The sequence below is a fragment of the Vibrio sp. 10N.261.54.E10 genome (assembly GCF_002877735.2).
In the GTDB taxonomy this organism is placed as follows: domain Bacteria; phylum Pseudomonadota; class Gammaproteobacteria; order Enterobacterales; family Vibrionaceae; genus Vibrio; species Vibrio crassostreae_C.
Window position 1 is genome coordinate 62,373 of sequence record NZ_MCXE02000002.1, and the last position, 16,502, is coordinate 78,874.

At 43.6% G+C, this 16,502-nt stretch carries 12 protein-coding genes and 9 tRNA genes; 3 read left to right on the plus strand and 18 right to left on the minus strand.

What is annotated here, in order from left to right:
* The first annotated feature begins 269 nt into the window (after positions 1 to 269).
* Positions 270 to 1,574, plus strand: a complete 1,305-nt coding sequence (locus BCU07_RS11605) for a dicarboxylate/amino acid:cation symporter (RefSeq protein ID WP_017062553.1) — start codon at positions 270 to 272, stop codon at positions 1,572 to 1,574.
* A 185-nt stretch (positions 1,575 to 1,759) separates the two neighbouring features.
* Here the strand turns inward: BCU07_RS11605 and BCU07_RS11610 are convergent, their stop codons facing one another.
* The 3 genes from BCU07_RS11610 to BCU07_RS11620 form a co-directional block, all read right to left on the minus strand.
* Positions 1,760 to 3,145 (minus strand): sensor histidine kinase, encoded by a 1,386-nt coding sequence (locus BCU07_RS11610; protein WP_102428348.1) that lies wholly within the window; start codon positions 3,143 to 3,145, stop codon positions 1,760 to 1,762.
* On the minus strand, positions 3,142 to 3,807 hold the full coding sequence (locus BCU07_RS11615; RefSeq protein ID WP_017062555.1) for a response regulator transcription factor: 666 nt from the start codon (positions 3,805 to 3,807) through the stop codon (positions 3,142 to 3,144). Before BCU07_RS11615 ends, BCU07_RS11610 begins: the two co-directional genes overlap by 4 nt.
* An 80-nt stretch (positions 3,808 to 3,887) precedes the next feature.
* Positions 3,888 to 4,361: an NYN domain-containing protein gene (locus tag BCU07_RS11620; RefSeq protein WP_010429860.1), complete on the minus strand. Its 474-nt coding sequence runs from the start codon at positions 4,359 to 4,361 to the stop codon at positions 3,888 to 3,890.
* A gap of 323 nt (positions 4,362 to 4,684) precedes the next feature.
* Here BCU07_RS11620 and BCU07_RS11625 point away from each other — a divergent pair, with 323 nt between their 5' ends.
* Positions 4,685 to 5,182, plus strand: a complete 498-nt coding sequence (locus BCU07_RS11625) for a DUF4174 domain-containing protein (protein ID WP_050546503.1) — start codon at positions 4,685 to 4,687, stop codon at positions 5,180 to 5,182.
* Between the two features lie 51 nt (positions 5,183 to 5,233).
* Here BCU07_RS11625 and cobA read toward each other — a convergent pair whose 3' ends face one another.
* The 9 genes from cobA to BCU07_RS11670 form a co-directional block, all read right to left on the minus strand.
* Positions 5,234 to 6,010: a uroporphyrinogen-III C-methyltransferase gene (gene cobA, locus BCU07_RS11630; protein ID WP_017066845.1), complete on the minus strand. Its 777-nt coding sequence runs from the start codon at positions 6,008 to 6,010 to the stop codon at positions 5,234 to 5,236.
* Between the two features lie 328 nt (positions 6,011 to 6,338).
* Positions 6,339 to 7,154, minus strand: coding sequence for a formate/nitrite transporter family protein (locus tag BCU07_RS11635; RefSeq protein ID WP_017062558.1), 816 nt, complete (start codon positions 7,152 to 7,154; stop codon positions 6,339 to 6,341).
* A gap of 123 nt (positions 7,155 to 7,277) precedes the next feature.
* Positions 7,278 to 7,601, minus strand: a complete 324-nt coding sequence (nirD, locus tag BCU07_RS11640) for a nitrite reductase small subunit NirD (RefSeq protein WP_017062559.1) — start codon at positions 7,599 to 7,601, stop codon at positions 7,278 to 7,280.
* Positions 7,602 to 7,616: 15 nt separating this feature from the next.
* The gene (gene nirB / locus BCU07_RS11645; protein WP_017062560.1) at positions 7,617 to 10,190 is read right to left on the minus strand and encodes a nitrite reductase large subunit NirB; all 2,574 of its coding nucleotides are present in this window, start codon (positions 10,188 to 10,190) and stop codon (positions 7,617 to 7,619) included.
* Positions 10,191 to 10,805: 615 nt separating this feature from the next.
* Positions 10,806 to 10,879: transfer RNA gene (locus tag BCU07_RS11650), tRNA-Cys, on the minus strand.
* Between the two features lie 64 nt (positions 10,880 to 10,943).
* Positions 10,944 to 11,030, minus strand: a tRNA-Leu gene (locus BCU07_RS11655).
* A gap of 80 nt (positions 11,031 to 11,110) precedes the next feature.
* Positions 11,111 to 11,186: transfer RNA gene (locus tag BCU07_RS11660), tRNA-Gly, on the minus strand.
* A gap of 46 nt (positions 11,187 to 11,232) precedes the next feature.
* Positions 11,233 to 11,306: transfer RNA gene (locus tag BCU07_RS11665), tRNA-Cys, on the minus strand.
* A gap of 67 nt (positions 11,307 to 11,373) precedes the next feature.
* Positions 11,374 to 11,460, minus strand: a tRNA-Leu gene (locus BCU07_RS11670).
* A 349-nt stretch (positions 11,461 to 11,809) separates the two neighbouring features.
* Here BCU07_RS11670 and BCU07_RS11675 point away from each other — a divergent pair.
* The gene (locus tag BCU07_RS11675; RefSeq protein WP_017064543.1) at positions 11,810 to 12,598 is read left to right on the plus strand and encodes a lipase family protein; all 789 of its coding nucleotides are present in this window, start codon (positions 11,810 to 11,812) and stop codon (positions 12,596 to 12,598) included.
* 75 nt (positions 12,599 to 12,673) lie between these two features.
* Here the strand turns inward: BCU07_RS11675 and BCU07_RS11680 are convergent.
* The 6 genes from BCU07_RS11680 to BCU07_RS11705 form a co-directional block, all read right to left on the minus strand.
* Positions 12,674 to 12,747 (minus strand) — tRNA-Cys (locus BCU07_RS11680).
* A gap of 64 nt (positions 12,748 to 12,811) precedes the next feature.
* Positions 12,812 to 12,898 (minus strand) — tRNA-Leu (locus BCU07_RS11685).
* An 80-nt stretch (positions 12,899 to 12,978) separates the two neighbouring features.
* Positions 12,979 to 13,054 (minus strand) — tRNA-Gly (locus BCU07_RS11690).
* A gap of 46 nt (positions 13,055 to 13,100) precedes the next feature.
* Positions 13,101 to 13,174 (minus strand) — tRNA-Cys (locus BCU07_RS11695).
* Between the two features lie 199 nt (positions 13,175 to 13,373).
* Positions 13,374 to 14,819, minus strand: coding sequence for an ATPase RavA stimulator ViaA (gene viaA / locus BCU07_RS11700; RefSeq protein ID WP_017064542.1), 1,446 nt, complete (start codon positions 14,817 to 14,819; stop codon positions 13,374 to 13,376).
* A gap of 11 nt (positions 14,820 to 14,830) precedes the next feature.
* On the minus strand, positions 14,831 to 16,486 hold the full coding sequence (locus BCU07_RS11705) for an ATPase RavA domain-containing protein (RefSeq protein ID WP_017067123.1): 1,656 nt from the start codon (positions 16,484 to 16,486) through the stop codon (positions 14,831 to 14,833).
* Between the last annotated feature and the right edge of the window lie 16 nt (positions 16,487 to 16,502).

Consider the following 16,502-nt stretch of genomic DNA (forward strand, 5'->3'; position numbering starts at 1 on the left):
CCATCAATCCAACCCCAAAACCGATAAGAAAACCTTCTATCTTATTTACTACCTTTGAAACGATGTTTTTATGTATAAAAGCCTCGATAAATGTAAATAAATAGTGAATTATTTTGTTTTTATTTGTTTAATTTACACAATTATCAGTGATTTTGATCACATCTATAATTCCAAACTCATTTTTTGTTTTTCGAATTGATTATCCGACTGCTAATCTCCTGCTCACTTTGAAAAGGTATCAAAGTTATAAATAATAAGGAGTGTTCTAAATGAATACCAAGAAACCTATGTCTCTGACTGGTCGAGTAATCCTCGGTATGGTCGTAGGTATATTAACGGGATTCGCCATTCAATCCCTTTTTGCAGACAACGGATTTGTTAACAACTACATCGTTAACGGACTCTTTGAAGTGGGCGGACAAATCTTTGTCGCCAGTTTAAAAATGCTTGTTGTGCCTCTAGTCTTCGTTTCACTAGTGTGCGGTACAAGTTCTCTTAAAGACTTATCAACTCTTGGCCGTATGGGTGGCAAAACGCTTGCACTTTATATCGGTACTACTGCCGTTGCCATCACTCTAGCATTAACTATCGGTAACCTGTTCCAACCTGGAGCTGGTGCGGATCTTACTGCTGCGAGCTCTTTCAAATCAGCGGATGCCCCTTCTCTGGGCCAAGTAATCATCGACATGTTCCCAACCAACCCTATTCAGGCGATGGCTGAGGGCAAAACGTTACAAGTTATCGTATTTGCAGTGTTGTTTGGTATCGCAATCAGTGCAGCGGGCAAACCCGGTGAACGTATCGCTGCAGTTTTCTCTGATCTAAACGAAGTGATCATGAAGCTAGTTGCGCTACTAATGAACCTTGCTCCTTACGGCGTATTCTTCTTGATGGCGAAACTGTTCTCTGGCCTTGGCTTAGGTGCAATTTGGAACCTAGCAGAATACTTCTTAGTGCTTGCTGGTACCCTGCTGTTGCATGGCTTGGTGACTTACAGTGCGATGCTTAAAGGATTCACAGGTCTTAGTCCGATTACGTTCCTACGTAAGATGGAAGATGCAATCATGTTTGCATTCTCAACAGCATCTTCGAACGCAACAATTCCAGTAACTATGGAAACGGCTAAGAACCGTATGGGCGTAGACAACAAAGTCGCTTCTTTCACAGTACCACTAGGTGCAACTGTGAACATGGACGGCACTGCAATCATGCAAGGTGTTGCGACGGCGTTTATCGCGCAAGCGTACAACATCGACCTTTCAATGGGTGATTACCTAATGGTTATCCTAACGGCGACACTGGCGTCTGTTGGTACTGCAGGTGTCCCTGGTGTTGGTCTTGTTATGCTAGCGATGGTATTGAACCAAGTTGGTCTACCGCTTGAAGGTATTGCTCTAATCATGGGTGTTGACCGCCTTCTTGATATGATTCGTACCGCTGTAAACATCACAGGTGATAGTGCCGTATCTATCATCGTTGCTAAGTCTGAAGGCGCTCTAGACGAGTCTCGCTTCAACGACCCAGCAGCAGGTGAGAAAGAAGAAGAAGTTAAGCTAGCTCGCCAACAGGCATAATCTCGCTTATCTTATGCTCTTGTCTTCAAGCTCAGGCGTAATTAATGGCTACGCCTAGCCCATACCAAAGCGCATAAAGAAAAACGCCACTGCAGATGCAGTGGCGTTTTTTATTGGGTATCGCTTAAGTCATTACAACTGAGTTGGGTCAATTATCTATTTAGCGTTCTTCTCAATAAAGAAAGCTAATCACCGATTGGGAACATCAAGTTCACTCTCAGCCCCCCACCTTCTCTATTCTCAGCGTTTACATGTCCATTCATCACACCCATCGCTTCTTTAACAATCGCAAGGCCTAGACCGTAACCGCCAGACTGTTTGTCTCGGGCTGATTCTATTCGTGTAAACGGGTCGAATATACCTGCAATCTTGTTATGAGGAATGCCATCACCGTCATCTTCTACACATATGACACTGTAACGTTTATCTGTGACCTGTTCGTATGTCGTCACGACAACATGAGCGTTCTCACCCGCGTATTTAATGGCATTCCCGACCAAGTTACCAATCACTCGAAGCAGCAGCCTCTCATCAACGTTAACCATTGAAGTCGGTGTCTCTAGAGAGCCAATCAAAGTTTGATTCGGTTTTAAATCGTTTTGCATCTGCGCGATCAACATTGAACAATAGTGCTCAAGGTGCATTAAGCTTAACTTGGAGACATAGCGAGAGGTTTCTAAGCGGCTAAATTCAAGTATCTCACCCACCAGCTTATTCATCTCTTCTGTTTCATTTTCCATTCGTTCTAGCAAACCAATGCTTTTATCATCAACCTTGCTGCGCAGCAGGTGCAGAGCGAGGTTTTGCCTTGCTAATGGCGTTCTTAACTCGTGTGACACATCACGAATCAAACGACGTTGCTTTTCAGCCAGAGATTTAATTTCAAAGGTCATATGATCAAAATCGTGGGCAAGCTCGTTGAACTCCCGCGTGGTGGAATTTAGCTCCGACACCACACTAACAGTGAAGTCACCTTGAGCCAGTCTGCGGCTCGCTTCTCTCAATCGATCCAACGGCTGCTGCAGGCTTTTGGCCATGATAATCGAGAACAGAGACAATACGACCAATGCAATCAGCGCTTTAAGCATATAGGAGTATGGCGCAAAAGATTTTGCGGGGTGAAACTGGTGCGGTAGTTGGATAACCAGTGTTTTACCGTTATCTAGTGGTAGACCGAAGATCGGCTTACTCACACGATCACTAAGTTGGTGATCTAACGTTCTTAAGTATTTGAGCTTAAATTCAAAATGCGGGTGCATGTGACGATGTGTGATCGGGCGATTGTCTTTATCGATGACGAACAGATAATACTGCTGAGCATTACCCCAGTCCGCAAGTTCATCCATGTCCCCTTCTTCAATCAACACATTCGCTTGGTAAGCAAGGTCGAGCATTTCCGCTTTTACCGATTCTGGCACTTTAAGCAGCGCTTTCATCAAGGCTCTTTCAGCAACACCTTGCAGGATCAAAATACTCACCAAAATGACGGTCAGGTAACTGAACAGTTGGAAAGTGAGTCCGTCTTTACGCTTAGCAATAAAATCAGGGCAACGCAGCAGTTTTTTACTCATGCTCCGACCGACTCTAGGTAACTGTAACCTTTACCACGAACGGTTTTTATATGTTGTTTAGACAAACCTGCCTGAACGAGCTTTCTACGTATATTGCTGATATGCATATCTAAATTACGATCGAAGGGACACAATTCTTTCTTGAGTACATGGATTTGCAGATCAGATTTTGAGACGACAATACCGTCATTTTTGACCAAATAATCAAGCAAGTCTTTTTCAGTGCCAGTTAATGGCAAACGAGAGAGTTGTTCACACAAGCCGTGATTAGAGGAAGCTAAAGATTGTCTTTGGCGTTCAAAACCCACTCGGCGCAAGATCACCTTAATACGGGTTAAGAGTTCAGGAACATTGAAAGGTTTAGCGATGTACTGGTCGGCGCCTGCTTGGTAGCCATCGAGCATTGAGGCATCGTCGTTAAGCGCGGTTAGCATAAGAATGGGAGTAGCAAAACGCTGACAAATACGTCTTGCTACTTGAATGCCGCTTAGGTTCGGAAGCATTACATCGAGTAGAACCAAATCGACAGGGTGAGATTGAATAAACTCAAGCGCGGATTCACCGCAATGAACAGTATCAACGTGATACCCCTCATTTTCTAACACTTCACCCAGTAATTCACACAACTGAATATCATCATCAACAACTAAAACGCGAGACATTACACATACCGATAAATAAGAACTGTTTGCATTCTAATTATCGTTATTATTGATTTCAATTATAAAGTGCCCGATTTCCTCTATAGAAGAAAATCTTTTTCAATCGGTACAAATTTTGATGCAGAATCGATAAGATTTTGAGCAGTTAACCCGGGAACACCATACACTTCAACAGGCTTGCCAAAGCGCTCTTTGATTCGCTCTACAAGGATTTCGAAATCACCGTCTCCTGATACCAAAACAATCGTATCAACCGTCTCAGCAAGTTCTATCGCGTCTAACGCAATACCCACATCCCAATCGCCTTTTGCACTGCCATCTCGACGCTGAATAAACGGCTTTAACTTCACATTAAAGCCCACACCACGAAGGATATGATGAAATTGACGCTGCTTTGGATCTTGGCTTGAGATTGCGTAAGCATTAGCTGCAATAACGTTACGCCCTTCCGTGGCAACATACCAAAACTGGTTATAGTCGAAGTTAGAACGGTATTTGTCGCGCGTCGTGTAGTAAACGTTCTGAACGTCGACCAAAATTGCTATGTTTTCCATAAATTCATACCTTTAGATTTTCCGTATACCCTATTCTATTCAATTGTAAAATGCGAGTCGCTTTACTCAATAAAAATGAACCTGCCAGCTATCGTTAACGTAAATCTAATATCTTTAGCGTAAAGCTAAGTGTCTTTACGTAATCCTAACTATGCTTATTGTAAGTGGATTTGTTTTGAGCGTTTCTTAGGTGGTTCTGATCTTCACCTTCTTCTTTACGTAGCGTTCAAATCGTACTCAGGCTTAGAGTTTTTAAAGGGAGGTTGGCAATGCTGCACCGACAAACACACAATTCGATCGTAAGCATCGACACAACCAAAGCGATGCAAACTTTAAATCAACCATCAAACTCTGGTAGCTGGTTTAGTTTGCTTAAACTACTGACCATCAGCACGGTAATAATCATGAGCTTAACCATCAATTCAGTACTCGCCTACCCCGCTTATTCTCACTCAAAGCCTTTGCCACACCGCAGTGTGATTTATTTCGCTCCAAAGGAAGATTCAATCGTTAAAGAGTTTCTGAACGAAGTGTTGCTCAATAACTGTCAATTGGACGAACGAGATGTCGTCATTATGGTTATTGCTGAGAGTGGTTACACAGTCCCAACTTGGTTAGAAGAAGAGTTTAACTTAGAAGCAGTCACCAGTATTTACGAGATCCCGAAAGGATCACATACCGCTGTTTTGATTGGTAAAGACGGGAAAGAGAAGCACCGATGGAGTGGCAAAACAGATTGGAAACAGATCACCAATATCATTGACGAAATGCCGATGCGCCAACAAGAAATGCAGCGACAAGGCAGCCGCTGCAGTATTTGATTCTTGATGGACTCAGTAGTGGCTTAGAGATCCAATTAGAAGGTCAAACGATCAAGCTTGTTTGTTAAACCAAGCAAGTTTTTCATGGAGCTGAGCCACGCTGCCTACAACAATCAGCGCTGGGCTCTTTGCGACGCTCGCAAGGTCAGCTAAATCACGTAACCCACCTCTAAACACCTTTTGTTCTTGGCGTGTACCGTTTTCGATGATCGCAACTGGCATGTCAGCTCGCATACCATTATCGAGTAGATTCTTCTGAATGTTCGGACTCTCTTTCAAGCCCATGTAAAACACGATGGTATGGTTGTGCTGAGCAAGAGATTGCCAGTCAATATCTTCGCCATCTTTCTTCAAGTGACCTGTAATAAACTGCACGCTTTGTGCATGATCACGGTGCGTCAACGGAATGCCCGCATAAGCCGTTGCTCCGGCAGCAGCTGTGATGCCCGGAATCACTTCAAATCTCACGTCATTCTCAGCTAGCGTTTCACACTCTTCACCACCACGACCAAAGATAAACGAGTCACCACCTTTTAGGCGTACTACGTGCTTGTTCTCTTGCGCTTTGGTCACTAATAGTTGGTTGATCTGATCTTGCGGTACACAGTGATGATCAAGCTTTTTGCCCACATACAGCATTTCTGCTTCTGGATTAGCCATCGCCAAAATATCTTTTGATACCAAACGGTCATAAACCAACACGTCTGCTTGTTGAATCACTCGTGCCGCTTTTAACGTAAGTAAGTCTGGGTCGCCCGGACCTGCACCTACTAATGAAACAAATCCTGTGTTTCCTGTTTTAACATTCGATGGCGATACTTCTGACATGCTTTGCTCCGAAAGTTAGCTTGTTATATTTCAAGCTTAATTCTGTATGACGATTCATCGTTGTATGAATCACCAATATCCCTACTTCTTAGACTATCAGTTGTTGCCATAAAACTTTACGATTAATTCTAATCAAGATAGAAGTTTATATAACAAAACAATCTATTACGTTGGAAAACCCTGACATTTGCACCATCATCAAGCACACATTGCTCGCCTTAGGTGCACGGTTATCAAAGTAGAGAGTGTTAAGATCAAAAAAGCCCCAAATCAACAGCTTGGGGCTTAACACACATAATTAGTTGCTCATTAACCTAGAACTATCTAATTACTTAGCGCCTAGAGAAGGAGCTGTTTTAGCATGAGTTAGGTATAGAGGAACACACGTCATTAATAGACCACCAACGATGTTACCTAGGATTGTTGGGATAAGGTTGAAGTTCAACCATGTCGCGATACCAAAATCAGCGCCAAGAATCATACCTAGTGGGAATAGGAACATGTTTACCACTGTGTGCTCAAATACGAGTGCGAAGAAGATGAAGATTGGGAACCACATCATTGCTACGCGGCCAGATACTGTGCGTGCAGTCATGTTGCCAATCACACCTAGACATACCATAAGGTTACAGAAGATACCGCGTACGAAACACGTGATCCATCCGTCCATACCCATGTTTTCAAAACCTAGGCTACGACCTGTAGAAACAGCAATGAACTTTTGAGCAACAGCGTTTGGTTCTAAAGAGAAGTTACCCGTTAGTGATACTGCAACAAGGAAAGCAACAATCAAAGAACCGATAAGGTTACCAAGACCAACAATACCCCAACAACGTAGGATACGACCCCAAGTAATACCTGGGCGGTTGTCGAATTTCGCTAAAGGTGCAAGGCCGAATACGCCAGTTACTAGGTCATAACCCATTACACTTAGAATGACGAAGCCAACTGGGAACACAAGTGCGCCAACAAGGCCAATACCGGTTTGAACCATTGCTGTAATAGCAACAACAACCGCTAGAGAAAGGATGATACCAGCCATAGTGCTTCGAATCAGAAGATCGCGAGTACTTGTTTTCGTTTTCGCTTCACCCACATCAATCATCGTTTGAACGAATTCAGCTGGTTTGTAATCAGGAGACATAAGGTTGTCCTTAAAAAGTTTAAATTAAAAGTTAAAATTGGATAGGAAAAGGCTCTAGTTGCCGAGTTAAGGCAATATCGAGAACTAGAACCCTTGAACTATCAAATCTTACTCATCCGAAGATTAAGCAGAGATTTCTACAGCGCCTTTGGCAACACGAGCTTTGTACGCTTTCACGTTGAAGTTCTCGTCTTCCATGCACACACCTGTTGCTAGGTTAAAGCGTTGCTTCTTAAGTGGGCTTGCTACCCAAAGCTCTTCTTTGTGCTCAACAATCAAACCACGTGATAGCACGTTAGATTGGAAGTATGGGTCTGTGTTGCTAATCGCGAATACTTCTTCAGCCTCAGTTGGGCGGAAGATAGCCACTTGCTCACCACTAACCAACGCACAAACACCTGTACCTGGGATAATGTCTTCGATCTTACAAACTTTGGTAAATGCCATGATGTCGTCTCCCAATTAAACAGATTCTACGTGAATGATGTCGCCCTGATGCTTTGAAGTAATGGCTTCAGGGTGTTTCTCAGTGAATGTCGCAGGACGGTGTTGTTCACGACCATCTTCAACAAACACAACGTTATCATCGCGGTCATCAGCATTGATGAAGTGTGCAAAGCGCTTAAGTTGAGCTTCGTCGTTGATTGTATCTGTCCATTCACAAGCGAAGTTATCAACTAGGCCAGCAATGTCAGTTTCAAGTTGGTCATTGATACCAAGCTTGTTGTCTACAATCACTTCACGTAGGTAATCAACACCACCTTCTAGGTTGTCCATCCATACCGAAGTACGTTGTAATGGCGCAGCCGTGCGGATGTAGAACATCATGAAACGGTCGATGTACTTGATTAGCGTTTCTTGGTCTAGGTCGCTTGCCAGTAAGTCTGCGTGACGAGGTTTCATACCACCGTTACCACATACATACATGTTCCAACCTGCGTCAGTCGCAATAATACCTAAATCTTTACCTTGAGCTTCAGCACACTCACGAGTACAGCCAGACACACCAAACTTCATCTTATGAGGAGTACGGATGCCTTTGTAACGGTTCTCGATCATCACGCCTAGGCCAACTGAATCTTGAACGCCGTAACGACACCAAGTAGAACCTACACATGTTTTCGCCATACGAAGTGCTTTTGCGTAAGCTTGACCCGTTTCGTAACCTGCAGCGATTAACTTCTTCCAGATTGCTGGTAAGTCATCTTTCTGAGCACCAAATAGGCCGATACGTTGTGCACCTGTGATCTTGGTGTACAAGTTGTATTCAGCAGCAACATCAGCAAGAACGCTTAGTGCTTGAGGTGTTACTTCACCACCCGCCATACGAGGGATTACAGAGTAAGTACCGTCTTTTTGCATGTTACCTAGGAAGTTGTCGTTGGTATCGTGCAGCTTCACTAATTCAGGCTTAAGGATGTGTTCACCCCAGCAAGAAGCAAGGATAGAACCTGCTAGAGGCTTACATACTTCACAGCCGTAGCCTTTACCGTATTTCTCTAATAGCTCATCGAACGTTTTGATTTCTTCGATGCGAATTAGGTGGAAAAGCTCTTGGCGAGAGTATGCAAAGTGCTCACACACGTCGTTCTTCACTTCAACACCAGCTTTAGCAAGTTCAGCGTTTAGTACTGAAGTCACTAGTGGAATACAACCACCACAACCAGTACCTGCGCCTGTTACTGCTTTGATATCACCGATTGTGTGGTGACCTTCAGCAACCGCTTGAGCGATCTTGCCTTTAGTCACATCGAAACAAGAACAGATAACAGCAGACTCAGGAAGAGAATCCGCGCCAAGTGTTGGCTTTTCAGCACCAGCATGAGCAGGAAGAATCAATGCATCTGGGTGTTCTGGTAGGTCGATTTCGTTCAGCATAAGCTGTAGAAGATCACCGTAGTCAGACGTGTCACCAACCATTACTGCACCAAGCAGCTTCTTGTTGTCTTCAGAAACGATTAGACGCTTGTAAACTTCTTGTTCTTCGTTTTGGTAAACGTAGCTCTTACAGCCAGGAGTACGACCGTTCGCATCGCCGATAGAGCCTACTTTCACGCCCAAAAGCTTAAGCTTCGCAGACATGTCAGCACCTTCAAATGTGCTTTCGTTACCAACAACGTGGTCAACCGCTACCGTTGCCATTTTGTAACCAGGAGCCACTAGGCCGTAGAACGTTTGGTTCCAAGACGCACACTCACCGATTGCGTAGATGTCTTTGTCTGTCGTTTGACAGTGATCATTAATCTCGATACCGCCACGTGGTGCAATACCCAGCCCCATTTGACGAGCAAGTTTGTCTTGTGGGCGAATACCAGCAGAGAATACGATGAAATCAGTTTCTAGCTCTGTACCGTCTGCAAAGCGCATTACGTTACGAGCTTCAGTGCCTTCAGGAGCAATCTCAAGCGTGTTCTTACTTGTATGTACGTTAACGCCCATACGTTCGATTTTTTGACGAAGTTGGTTACCACCCGCTTGGTCAAGCTGCTCAGCCATTAGCTTTGGAGCAAACTCAACAACGTGCGTGGTTACACCAAGAGCTTTTAGTGCGCCTGCAGCTTCAAGACCAAGCAAACCACCACCAACAACCACACCAGATTTAGAATTCTTAGCGGTTGCTTCGATAGCTTTCAAGTCTTCGATTGTGCGGTAAACGAAACAGTCTTTACCTTCGTTACCTTTGATTGGCGGAACGAATGGGTATGAACCTGTAGCAAGGATTAGCTTGTCGTATTGAATTTCACGACCAGTACTTGAGTAAACTGTTTTCTTTTCACGGTTAACGTTAATAGCACGCTCACCGATCAGCATGTTGATGCCGTGTTTCTCGTAGAAGCCTTCTTTAACTAAAGAAAGTTCGTCCGCAGTATGGTGTGAAAAGTAAGAAGAAAGGTGTACACGATCATAGGCTACGCGAGGCTCTTCACAGAAGACTGTGATGTCCATGTTAGCAACGTCTGTCTTCTCGACTAAATCTTCGATATAGCGATGGCCGACCATCCCGTTACCGATTACGACTAGCTTCATCTTGCTCATAAGAATTCCTGAAGGTTATATATTTCTTAACTGAGCGAATAATGAATTATGAAAGAAAATGAAAATATGATGTAAATCAATTACGAAATCGAACTACCCTAAAGGGGTAGGACAAAAGAGGTAGATCTGCTGATTTATCATACGAAGCAAACGAATAACCGTAGGTTTAATAAGGTTTAGCGGGGTTTTATATACACTTTCGTGCAGTAGATAAGATGTTGTAAAGTTTCACAATAGGTTAGCAGTAACACAAGTAAATGACAATCATTTTCACTTGTGGTCATAATAAGTGTAATAACTCATGAAAGCGTTACAGGATCATGAGCAACTATGTATAAATATGAAGAATTTAATGACGCAAAAGACAGTCGCCCTTTTCCATTCCCCACTCATTCCACTCACAAACGGCGCAATTGGTTAACAGATGCTGTTGGTTGTTTAGCAAATGATAGGTTTACATAAGGAAAAGACCGGCACAAAAGTGATCTGATATAGCTTGTTCTAGTGGTGCTACTGATTAGAGAGCATACGTGGAAGTTTGACCATAGCATGAGGGTTTAGAATTTCAGATAGCAAAAAGGCCAGCATTTCTGCTGGCCTTTCAACTTTGAATAGTGGAGGCGCCTCCCGGAGTCGAACCGAGGTCCACGGATTTGCAATCCGCTGCATAGCCACTCTGCCAAGGCGCCTTCAATAGTGTTTTAAGAGAACAACTCTTTTGATTAATACCAAGCGAGGTAATAATCAAATAGATGGTGCCCCGGGCCGGACTTGAACCGGCACAACGCGAACGTCGAGGGATTTTAAATCCCTTGTGTCTACCAATTCCACCACCAGGGCACGCAATTCTTTATTGCGATGCCGATTACTGAAAAGTAAAACACCATCTTAATGTCGAAATGAATCAACACTACAAAATTTGGAGCGATACATCGGGTTCGAACCGATGACCTCAACCTTGGCAAGGTTGCGCTCTACCAACTGAGCTAGTATCGCATTTTCATTCTTATTATCTCTTAACTTATCAAACTAAGAGAAAGAATGGAGGCGCCTCCCGGAGTCGAACCGAGGTCCACGGATTTGCAATCCGCTGCATAGCCACTCTGCCAAGGCGCCTTTAATAGTGATTTAAGAGAACAACTCTTTGTTCATCACTCTACTCAAAATGTAGAAGCTAGATAGATGGTGCCCCGGGCCGGACTTGAACCGGCACAGCGCGAACGCCGAGGGATTTTAAATCCCTTGTGTCTACCAATTCCACCACCAGGGCAACGCAATCTTGCGAGGCCGATTACTGAAAAGTAAAAACACCATCTCTCAGCGACCTAAGCCGTGAGAACGAGGTGTACTTTAACGGAAGGAAAAAATTCGTCAACAATAAATTTTATCTTTTAATTCAAGTGATTAATTATCGAACTCAAAAGAATAAATTTAGTGCAGCTTGTACGGTTCTTATACTTGGATTTCTAATTTAAACGGACAAATCACTGACAACCATTGATTCAAATACCAATTGAATGCGGTGATTTTATTGTTTTAAACCAAGAAAATGGCGTTTTCATGTGCTTTTCACATTCAACGATTAGAGTTTGAAGTAACTCTTATTAAGAAGTAAACATGTGAAACCACTAAAACGATATCAATATGAGCGCTATGCCGTTCTTTGTAACCTCGCCTACCCTAGAGTTTTTAAGCAGACTCGCTATGGTTTTGACCCTAATGGACAACGCATCATCAAGAACCAGTTTGGTAAAACCATGATTAGAGTGTTGTGGAGTAGCGACAAAGATGAAGTGGTTGTGGTAATCAAAGGATCGCACAGTATCTCAGATTGGCTACTAACCTTTGCTCTATGGACAAGAAGCTGTAAGAGAATTGGGCTCAATTATCGTGTGCATGCGGGTTTCTACCATCTAATGTTTCAAGAGAGCCAGCCAAGTCGTAATGAAGATAAGCTTGGCTTAACCGTTATTGAGCGCTTGGAAGCCACGCTCACACCTCTCATCGAACAAGGAAAAAGAGTGTCTATTACTGGCCACTCTTCCGGAGGCGCTATCGGTTGTGTCTTCGCTGATTACTTTGATCAAAAGTACCCAGGCTGTATTAAACGAATAGTGACTTTTGGCCAACCCGCCATTGGTGATTGGAGCTTTCGAAAGCACTATCGCATGAGTAAGAAGACCTACCGAATTTGCTGTGACATCGACATCGTGACCTTCATGCCACCGGTTCCTTTGCTCTATTGGCATGTAGGTAAAGTGCTTTGGCTTTATAACGGACGAATCTATGAGAACACTCCTACATTAATCCGCCTTGGTCGCTCTATCTTTAGTTGGCTGATAAGACCTTTCTCTTACCACTTGATGAGCAAGTATATCCGTAACAAAGATTTCTTTGATAAGCATTGAAATGGGTACGTAGGAAGCTTTTAGCGGGGCCAGAAACGAAAAAACCAGTCACTAGGACTGGTTTTTTCTGAATTATGGAGGCGCCTCCCGGAGTCGAACCGAGGTCCACGGATTTGCAATCCGCTGCATAGCCACTCTGCCAAGGCGCCTTCAATAGTGTTTTAAGAGAACAACTCTTTTGATCAATACCAAGCGAGGTAATAATCAAATAGATGGTGCCCCGGGCCGGACTTGAACCGGCACAACGCGAACGTCGAGGGATTTTAAATCCCTTGTGTCTACCAATTCCACCACCAGGGCACGCAATTCTTTATTGCGATGCCGATTACTGAAAAGTAAAACACCATCTTAATGTCAAAATGAATCAACACTACAAAATTTGGAGCGATACATCGGGTTCGAACCGATGACCTCAACCTTGGCAAGGTTGCGCTCTACCAACTGAGCTAGTATCGCATTTTCATTCTTAATATCTCTTAACTTATCAAGCTAAGAAAAAGAATGGAGGCGCCTCCCGGAGTCGAACCGAGGTCCACGGATTTGCAATCCGCTGCATAGCCACTCTGCCAAGGCGCCTTTTTAATTCAACACTTTAGGGACTTAAGTAAGCCGCACCGCTGTGTTCGGGTGCCTACTTTACGGATTGAGGGGAGATAGTCAAACAAAAAAGTGAATTTAAATTCCGTTTGCTGACATTTAAATCAAATTGCTGCATGTTCGATCTCTTTAATCAAAAAACACACAGCAAAATCGAGTTAAACAAGATGTTCTAGCGCTACCACTTCTTCATAAAACGACCGACAAGACTCGGATGATACGCCCAGCAGTGGTCAAACATAGTCATAAGTTGAGGGTTGCCATACTTAGAAAGACTAACCGCATGGAAACGGTTTTTGTGTTCTTTCAACTTTTCAACCTGAGCAATCATTTCGTCTGATTGTTTCGGCGCAATAAAGTCAGAAAGTACGATTAAATCGGCATTCTTGTATTTATCACCAGTCATTAGGTCAATCGACTTCATGAGAACAGGTTCCAAATCCGTACCGCCGTGGAATGAGTAACTTAAGAAGTCGCTCGCTTCACGTAGGCCATCTTGCCTTGTTAACTCATAGGTAATCTGCTCAGAAGAAAAAAGAATCACATAACAGTCTCTCTCTTCTGCAAGAGCAATTTGCATTAAGGCATAAGCCATTGCTTTAGCAGACTGCTCAGGGAAACCACTCATAGAACCCGAAGCGTCCACACAGACTATAAACGGGCCCTTTTCAATATCGATGTTCTTGCTATCTGGTTTTTGCGCCTTCACTTTGCGTAACGTGCGTGATTTGCCTTGCGAGCGATAGCTCAGTAAACGCTTGTCGGCCAAGTGCTTGTAAAAGATAACCTCAAGTTCAGGATAAGCTAAGAACATGGTTTCGTTTGGCAGCATCTTGTTAAGGTCATCACTTTCATGAATCCCGACAATATCATCGACCGCTTCATCGCTTTTCTCTTCAACCACCTGCAATTCTTCTACAGGGGCTTTGTGTAGCGAAGGATCATCTTCCTCACCAGCCATACGGCCTAGCTTTTCAGCGATCTCTTGCAAGCCCTTGTGCTTATTCAAGAACTCAGCATGACGTTTCATGATGGTAAGGTCTGTTTTGCTTAATTTGGCAGAAGCCATGTCCCACAAGCGCCCTACACTGCCTTCATCACCCGACTCAGTCACTTTATCCATGTTTTTCATGGTTTCCATGCGCTGATAAAGATCGGCTAAGACTTTTTCTTTGCTTGTTTCAAGTTCAGTTACTTGAGCTTGTTTAATCGCATCAGAAAGTGATTGGTACCATTGGTCGCAAAAGTAGTGTGGAAACATCGCGTTATAAACACCCTTGTTGTTCTCCATAAGGCGTCGAGCTTGTAGATAAAACGCTGAGTGCCACTCGAGCTTTTTGATAACACTGTCTATCTCATCAAAGAACTGAGGTTCATCCCAGTAAATCACTTCTTGATAAAGGGCGATTTCCTCTTGGAATCGATCAGTTTCACACACCTTGGTGACGCGTTTTTTTACTTTACCGCGCCATTTGACTAAGTGGTTTTTCACTGATGTTTTCACACCTTTGTTCTCTGCAGCCATCATGACTTGAGAACGAGCGATGAGATCATTCATCGCGGTATCAATGATTCCGGAATCAGCTACCATCAAAGCGAGGTTTAAGCCGTCTGCTCCTAACATATGCTCTCCTCTTACTCGAAGTACTGGCTCATAAACTTAATACGCTGAGCGATCTTGGCACTCTTCACTTTCGTGGTTTCAAGATCTTGCGTTACCGATTGCAAACTTGCTTCCATCGCTTTTGGTAAATCAGGGTCAATATAGTTATGAGGTAATGCATCATGGAATTCAGTACGAACGCGTTTTAACTTGAATTCAGCTTCAGTTAACTGTTCTAAGGCTTTCTCAGCGCCACTCAACCACTTGTTGTACAGTTCTTGGTCTAAACCGTCAGTAGTAACCACACTCACCAATACAGAGCGATTGGCGATGTCTTTAATCACTAATTGGTTTGATGCATCCAAGTCGAGTTTTAAACGGCATAGGTTTTTATTTTCGTTTACGTAACCGTAAATATCACCGTGACCTTCTTTAAGAACACGATCAAAATCGTCTTTGGCTACGTATACCCAACGGCTATCGCCTTTCTCAGATTCAGAAACCGACATGTTGCTTTGCAGCATAACCAGTTTCACTAGATTGTAAGCACTGCCCACGCTGTACATTTTCGCGTTCTTGATGTCATTCTGGTAAACATCTTTACGCAACAAGCCACTAGTTGACTCCATAGAAAGTGACACCGACAACGTTGATTCAACATCGTCTTGAATCTCTTCTAACTCTTCACGAGACATTTCAATTTGAGCTTTCGACTCTTGTTGATCAAACGCTCGGTTCAATGCAAAGTCTTTCACCACGCTACGAACCACATCACGTGATTCTGGGCTATGCCACAAACAATCTTGCAGAAGCATAATATCCAGCGGGTTCACGCTATCGCGACCACTGAAGAACGCACTCGCTTTCAATAGTTTAACGGCCTTCTTCCAGCGTCTGTCTGATACATACAATTCTGACTCTGAAGCAGAGCCTTGCTTCTTAACCGTCTCTTCAAGCATGGTTTTTAGTTCAAACAACTTATCAAACGAATTGTCTGTCAGTTCCAGCTTATCGAGCTCTTTCTGCCATTGATGGTATTCAATGTCCGTAATCGCCAAACCTTTTGGAATTACCGCTTCTTGAGAAGTACCCGTCGTCAGCATCGATTTGAAGTTTTGTTTGTTTTGAATACGGTTCACGAACACGCGTACCAACATACGGTCATAAAGTGCTTCCAAGCCGCTGTCTTCATCTGGAAGTTCGTTGGATGCCGATACTAGTAGACGCATCGGTACACGTTCAATATCACTGCCGTTTTTGAAAGTCTTTTCGTTAACGACAGTAAGTAGCGTGTTTAGGATTGCAGGGCCGGCTTTCCAGATCTCATCGAGGAAGACGACTTGTGCAGTTGGTAGGTAGCCTTCGGTTAGTCTTACGTAACGACCGTTGTCTTTTAATTCTTGGATACTTAGTGGGCCGAACACTTCCTCGGGAGTAGAGAAACGAGTCATCAAATATTCGAAATAGCTGCTGTTATCAAAAGCCTGAATGAGACGTTTCGCGATAAGGCTTTTTGCGATGCCCGGAGGGCCTAATAGAAACACGCTTTCACCAGCCAAAGCTGCCAGTAAACAAAGCTTAATAGTGTCTTCTCTTTCATAGACTCCATCAGAGAGAGCATGCGCTAATTTATTGATTCTTTCAGAGAGTAGCGCCTTGTCAGCATGTGAAGAAATAGAAGGGTTCATGCGTTACTCCGAAAAT

Bases quoted from the DNA above. Each gene is read 5' to 3' on its own strand.
- BCU07_RS11605 (WP_017062553.1), top strand. From the start codon at position 270: ATGAATACCAAGAAACCTATGTCTCTGACTGGTCGAGTAATCCTCGGT.
- BCU07_RS11610 (WP_102428348.1), bottom strand. From the start codon at position 3,145: ATGAGTAAAAAACTGCTGCGTTGCCCTGATTTTATTGCTAAGCGTAAA.
- BCU07_RS11615 (WP_017062555.1), bottom strand. From the start codon at position 3,807: ATGTCTCGCGTTTTAGTTGTTGATGATGATATTCAGTTGTGTGAATTA.
- BCU07_RS11620 (WP_010429860.1), bottom strand. From the start codon at position 4,361: ATGGAAAACATAGCAATTTTGGTCGACGTTCAGAACGTTTACTACACG.
- BCU07_RS11625 (WP_050546503.1), top strand. From the start codon at position 4,685: ATGCAAACTTTAAATCAACCATCAAACTCTGGTAGCTGGTTTAGTTTG.
- cobA (WP_017066845.1), bottom strand. From the start codon at position 6,010: ATGTCAGAAGTATCGCCATCGAATGTTAAAACAGGAAACACAGGATTT.
- BCU07_RS11635 (WP_017062558.1), bottom strand. From the start codon at position 7,154: ATGTCTCCTGATTACAAACCAGCTGAATTCGTTCAAACGATGATTGAT.
- nirD (WP_017062559.1), bottom strand. From the start codon at position 7,601: ATGGCATTTACCAAAGTTTGTAAGATCGAAGACATTATCCCAGGTACA.
- nirB (WP_017062560.1), bottom strand. From the start codon at position 10,190: ATGAGCAAGATGAAGCTAGTCGTAATCGGTAACGGGATGGTCGGCCAT.
- viaA (WP_017064542.1), bottom strand. From the start codon at position 14,819: ATGTTAGGAGCAGACGGCTTAAACCTCGCTTTGATGGTAGCTGATTCC.
- BCU07_RS11705 (WP_017067123.1), bottom strand. From the start codon at position 16,486: ATGAACCCTTCTATTTCTTCACATGCTGACAAGGCGCTACTCTCTGAA.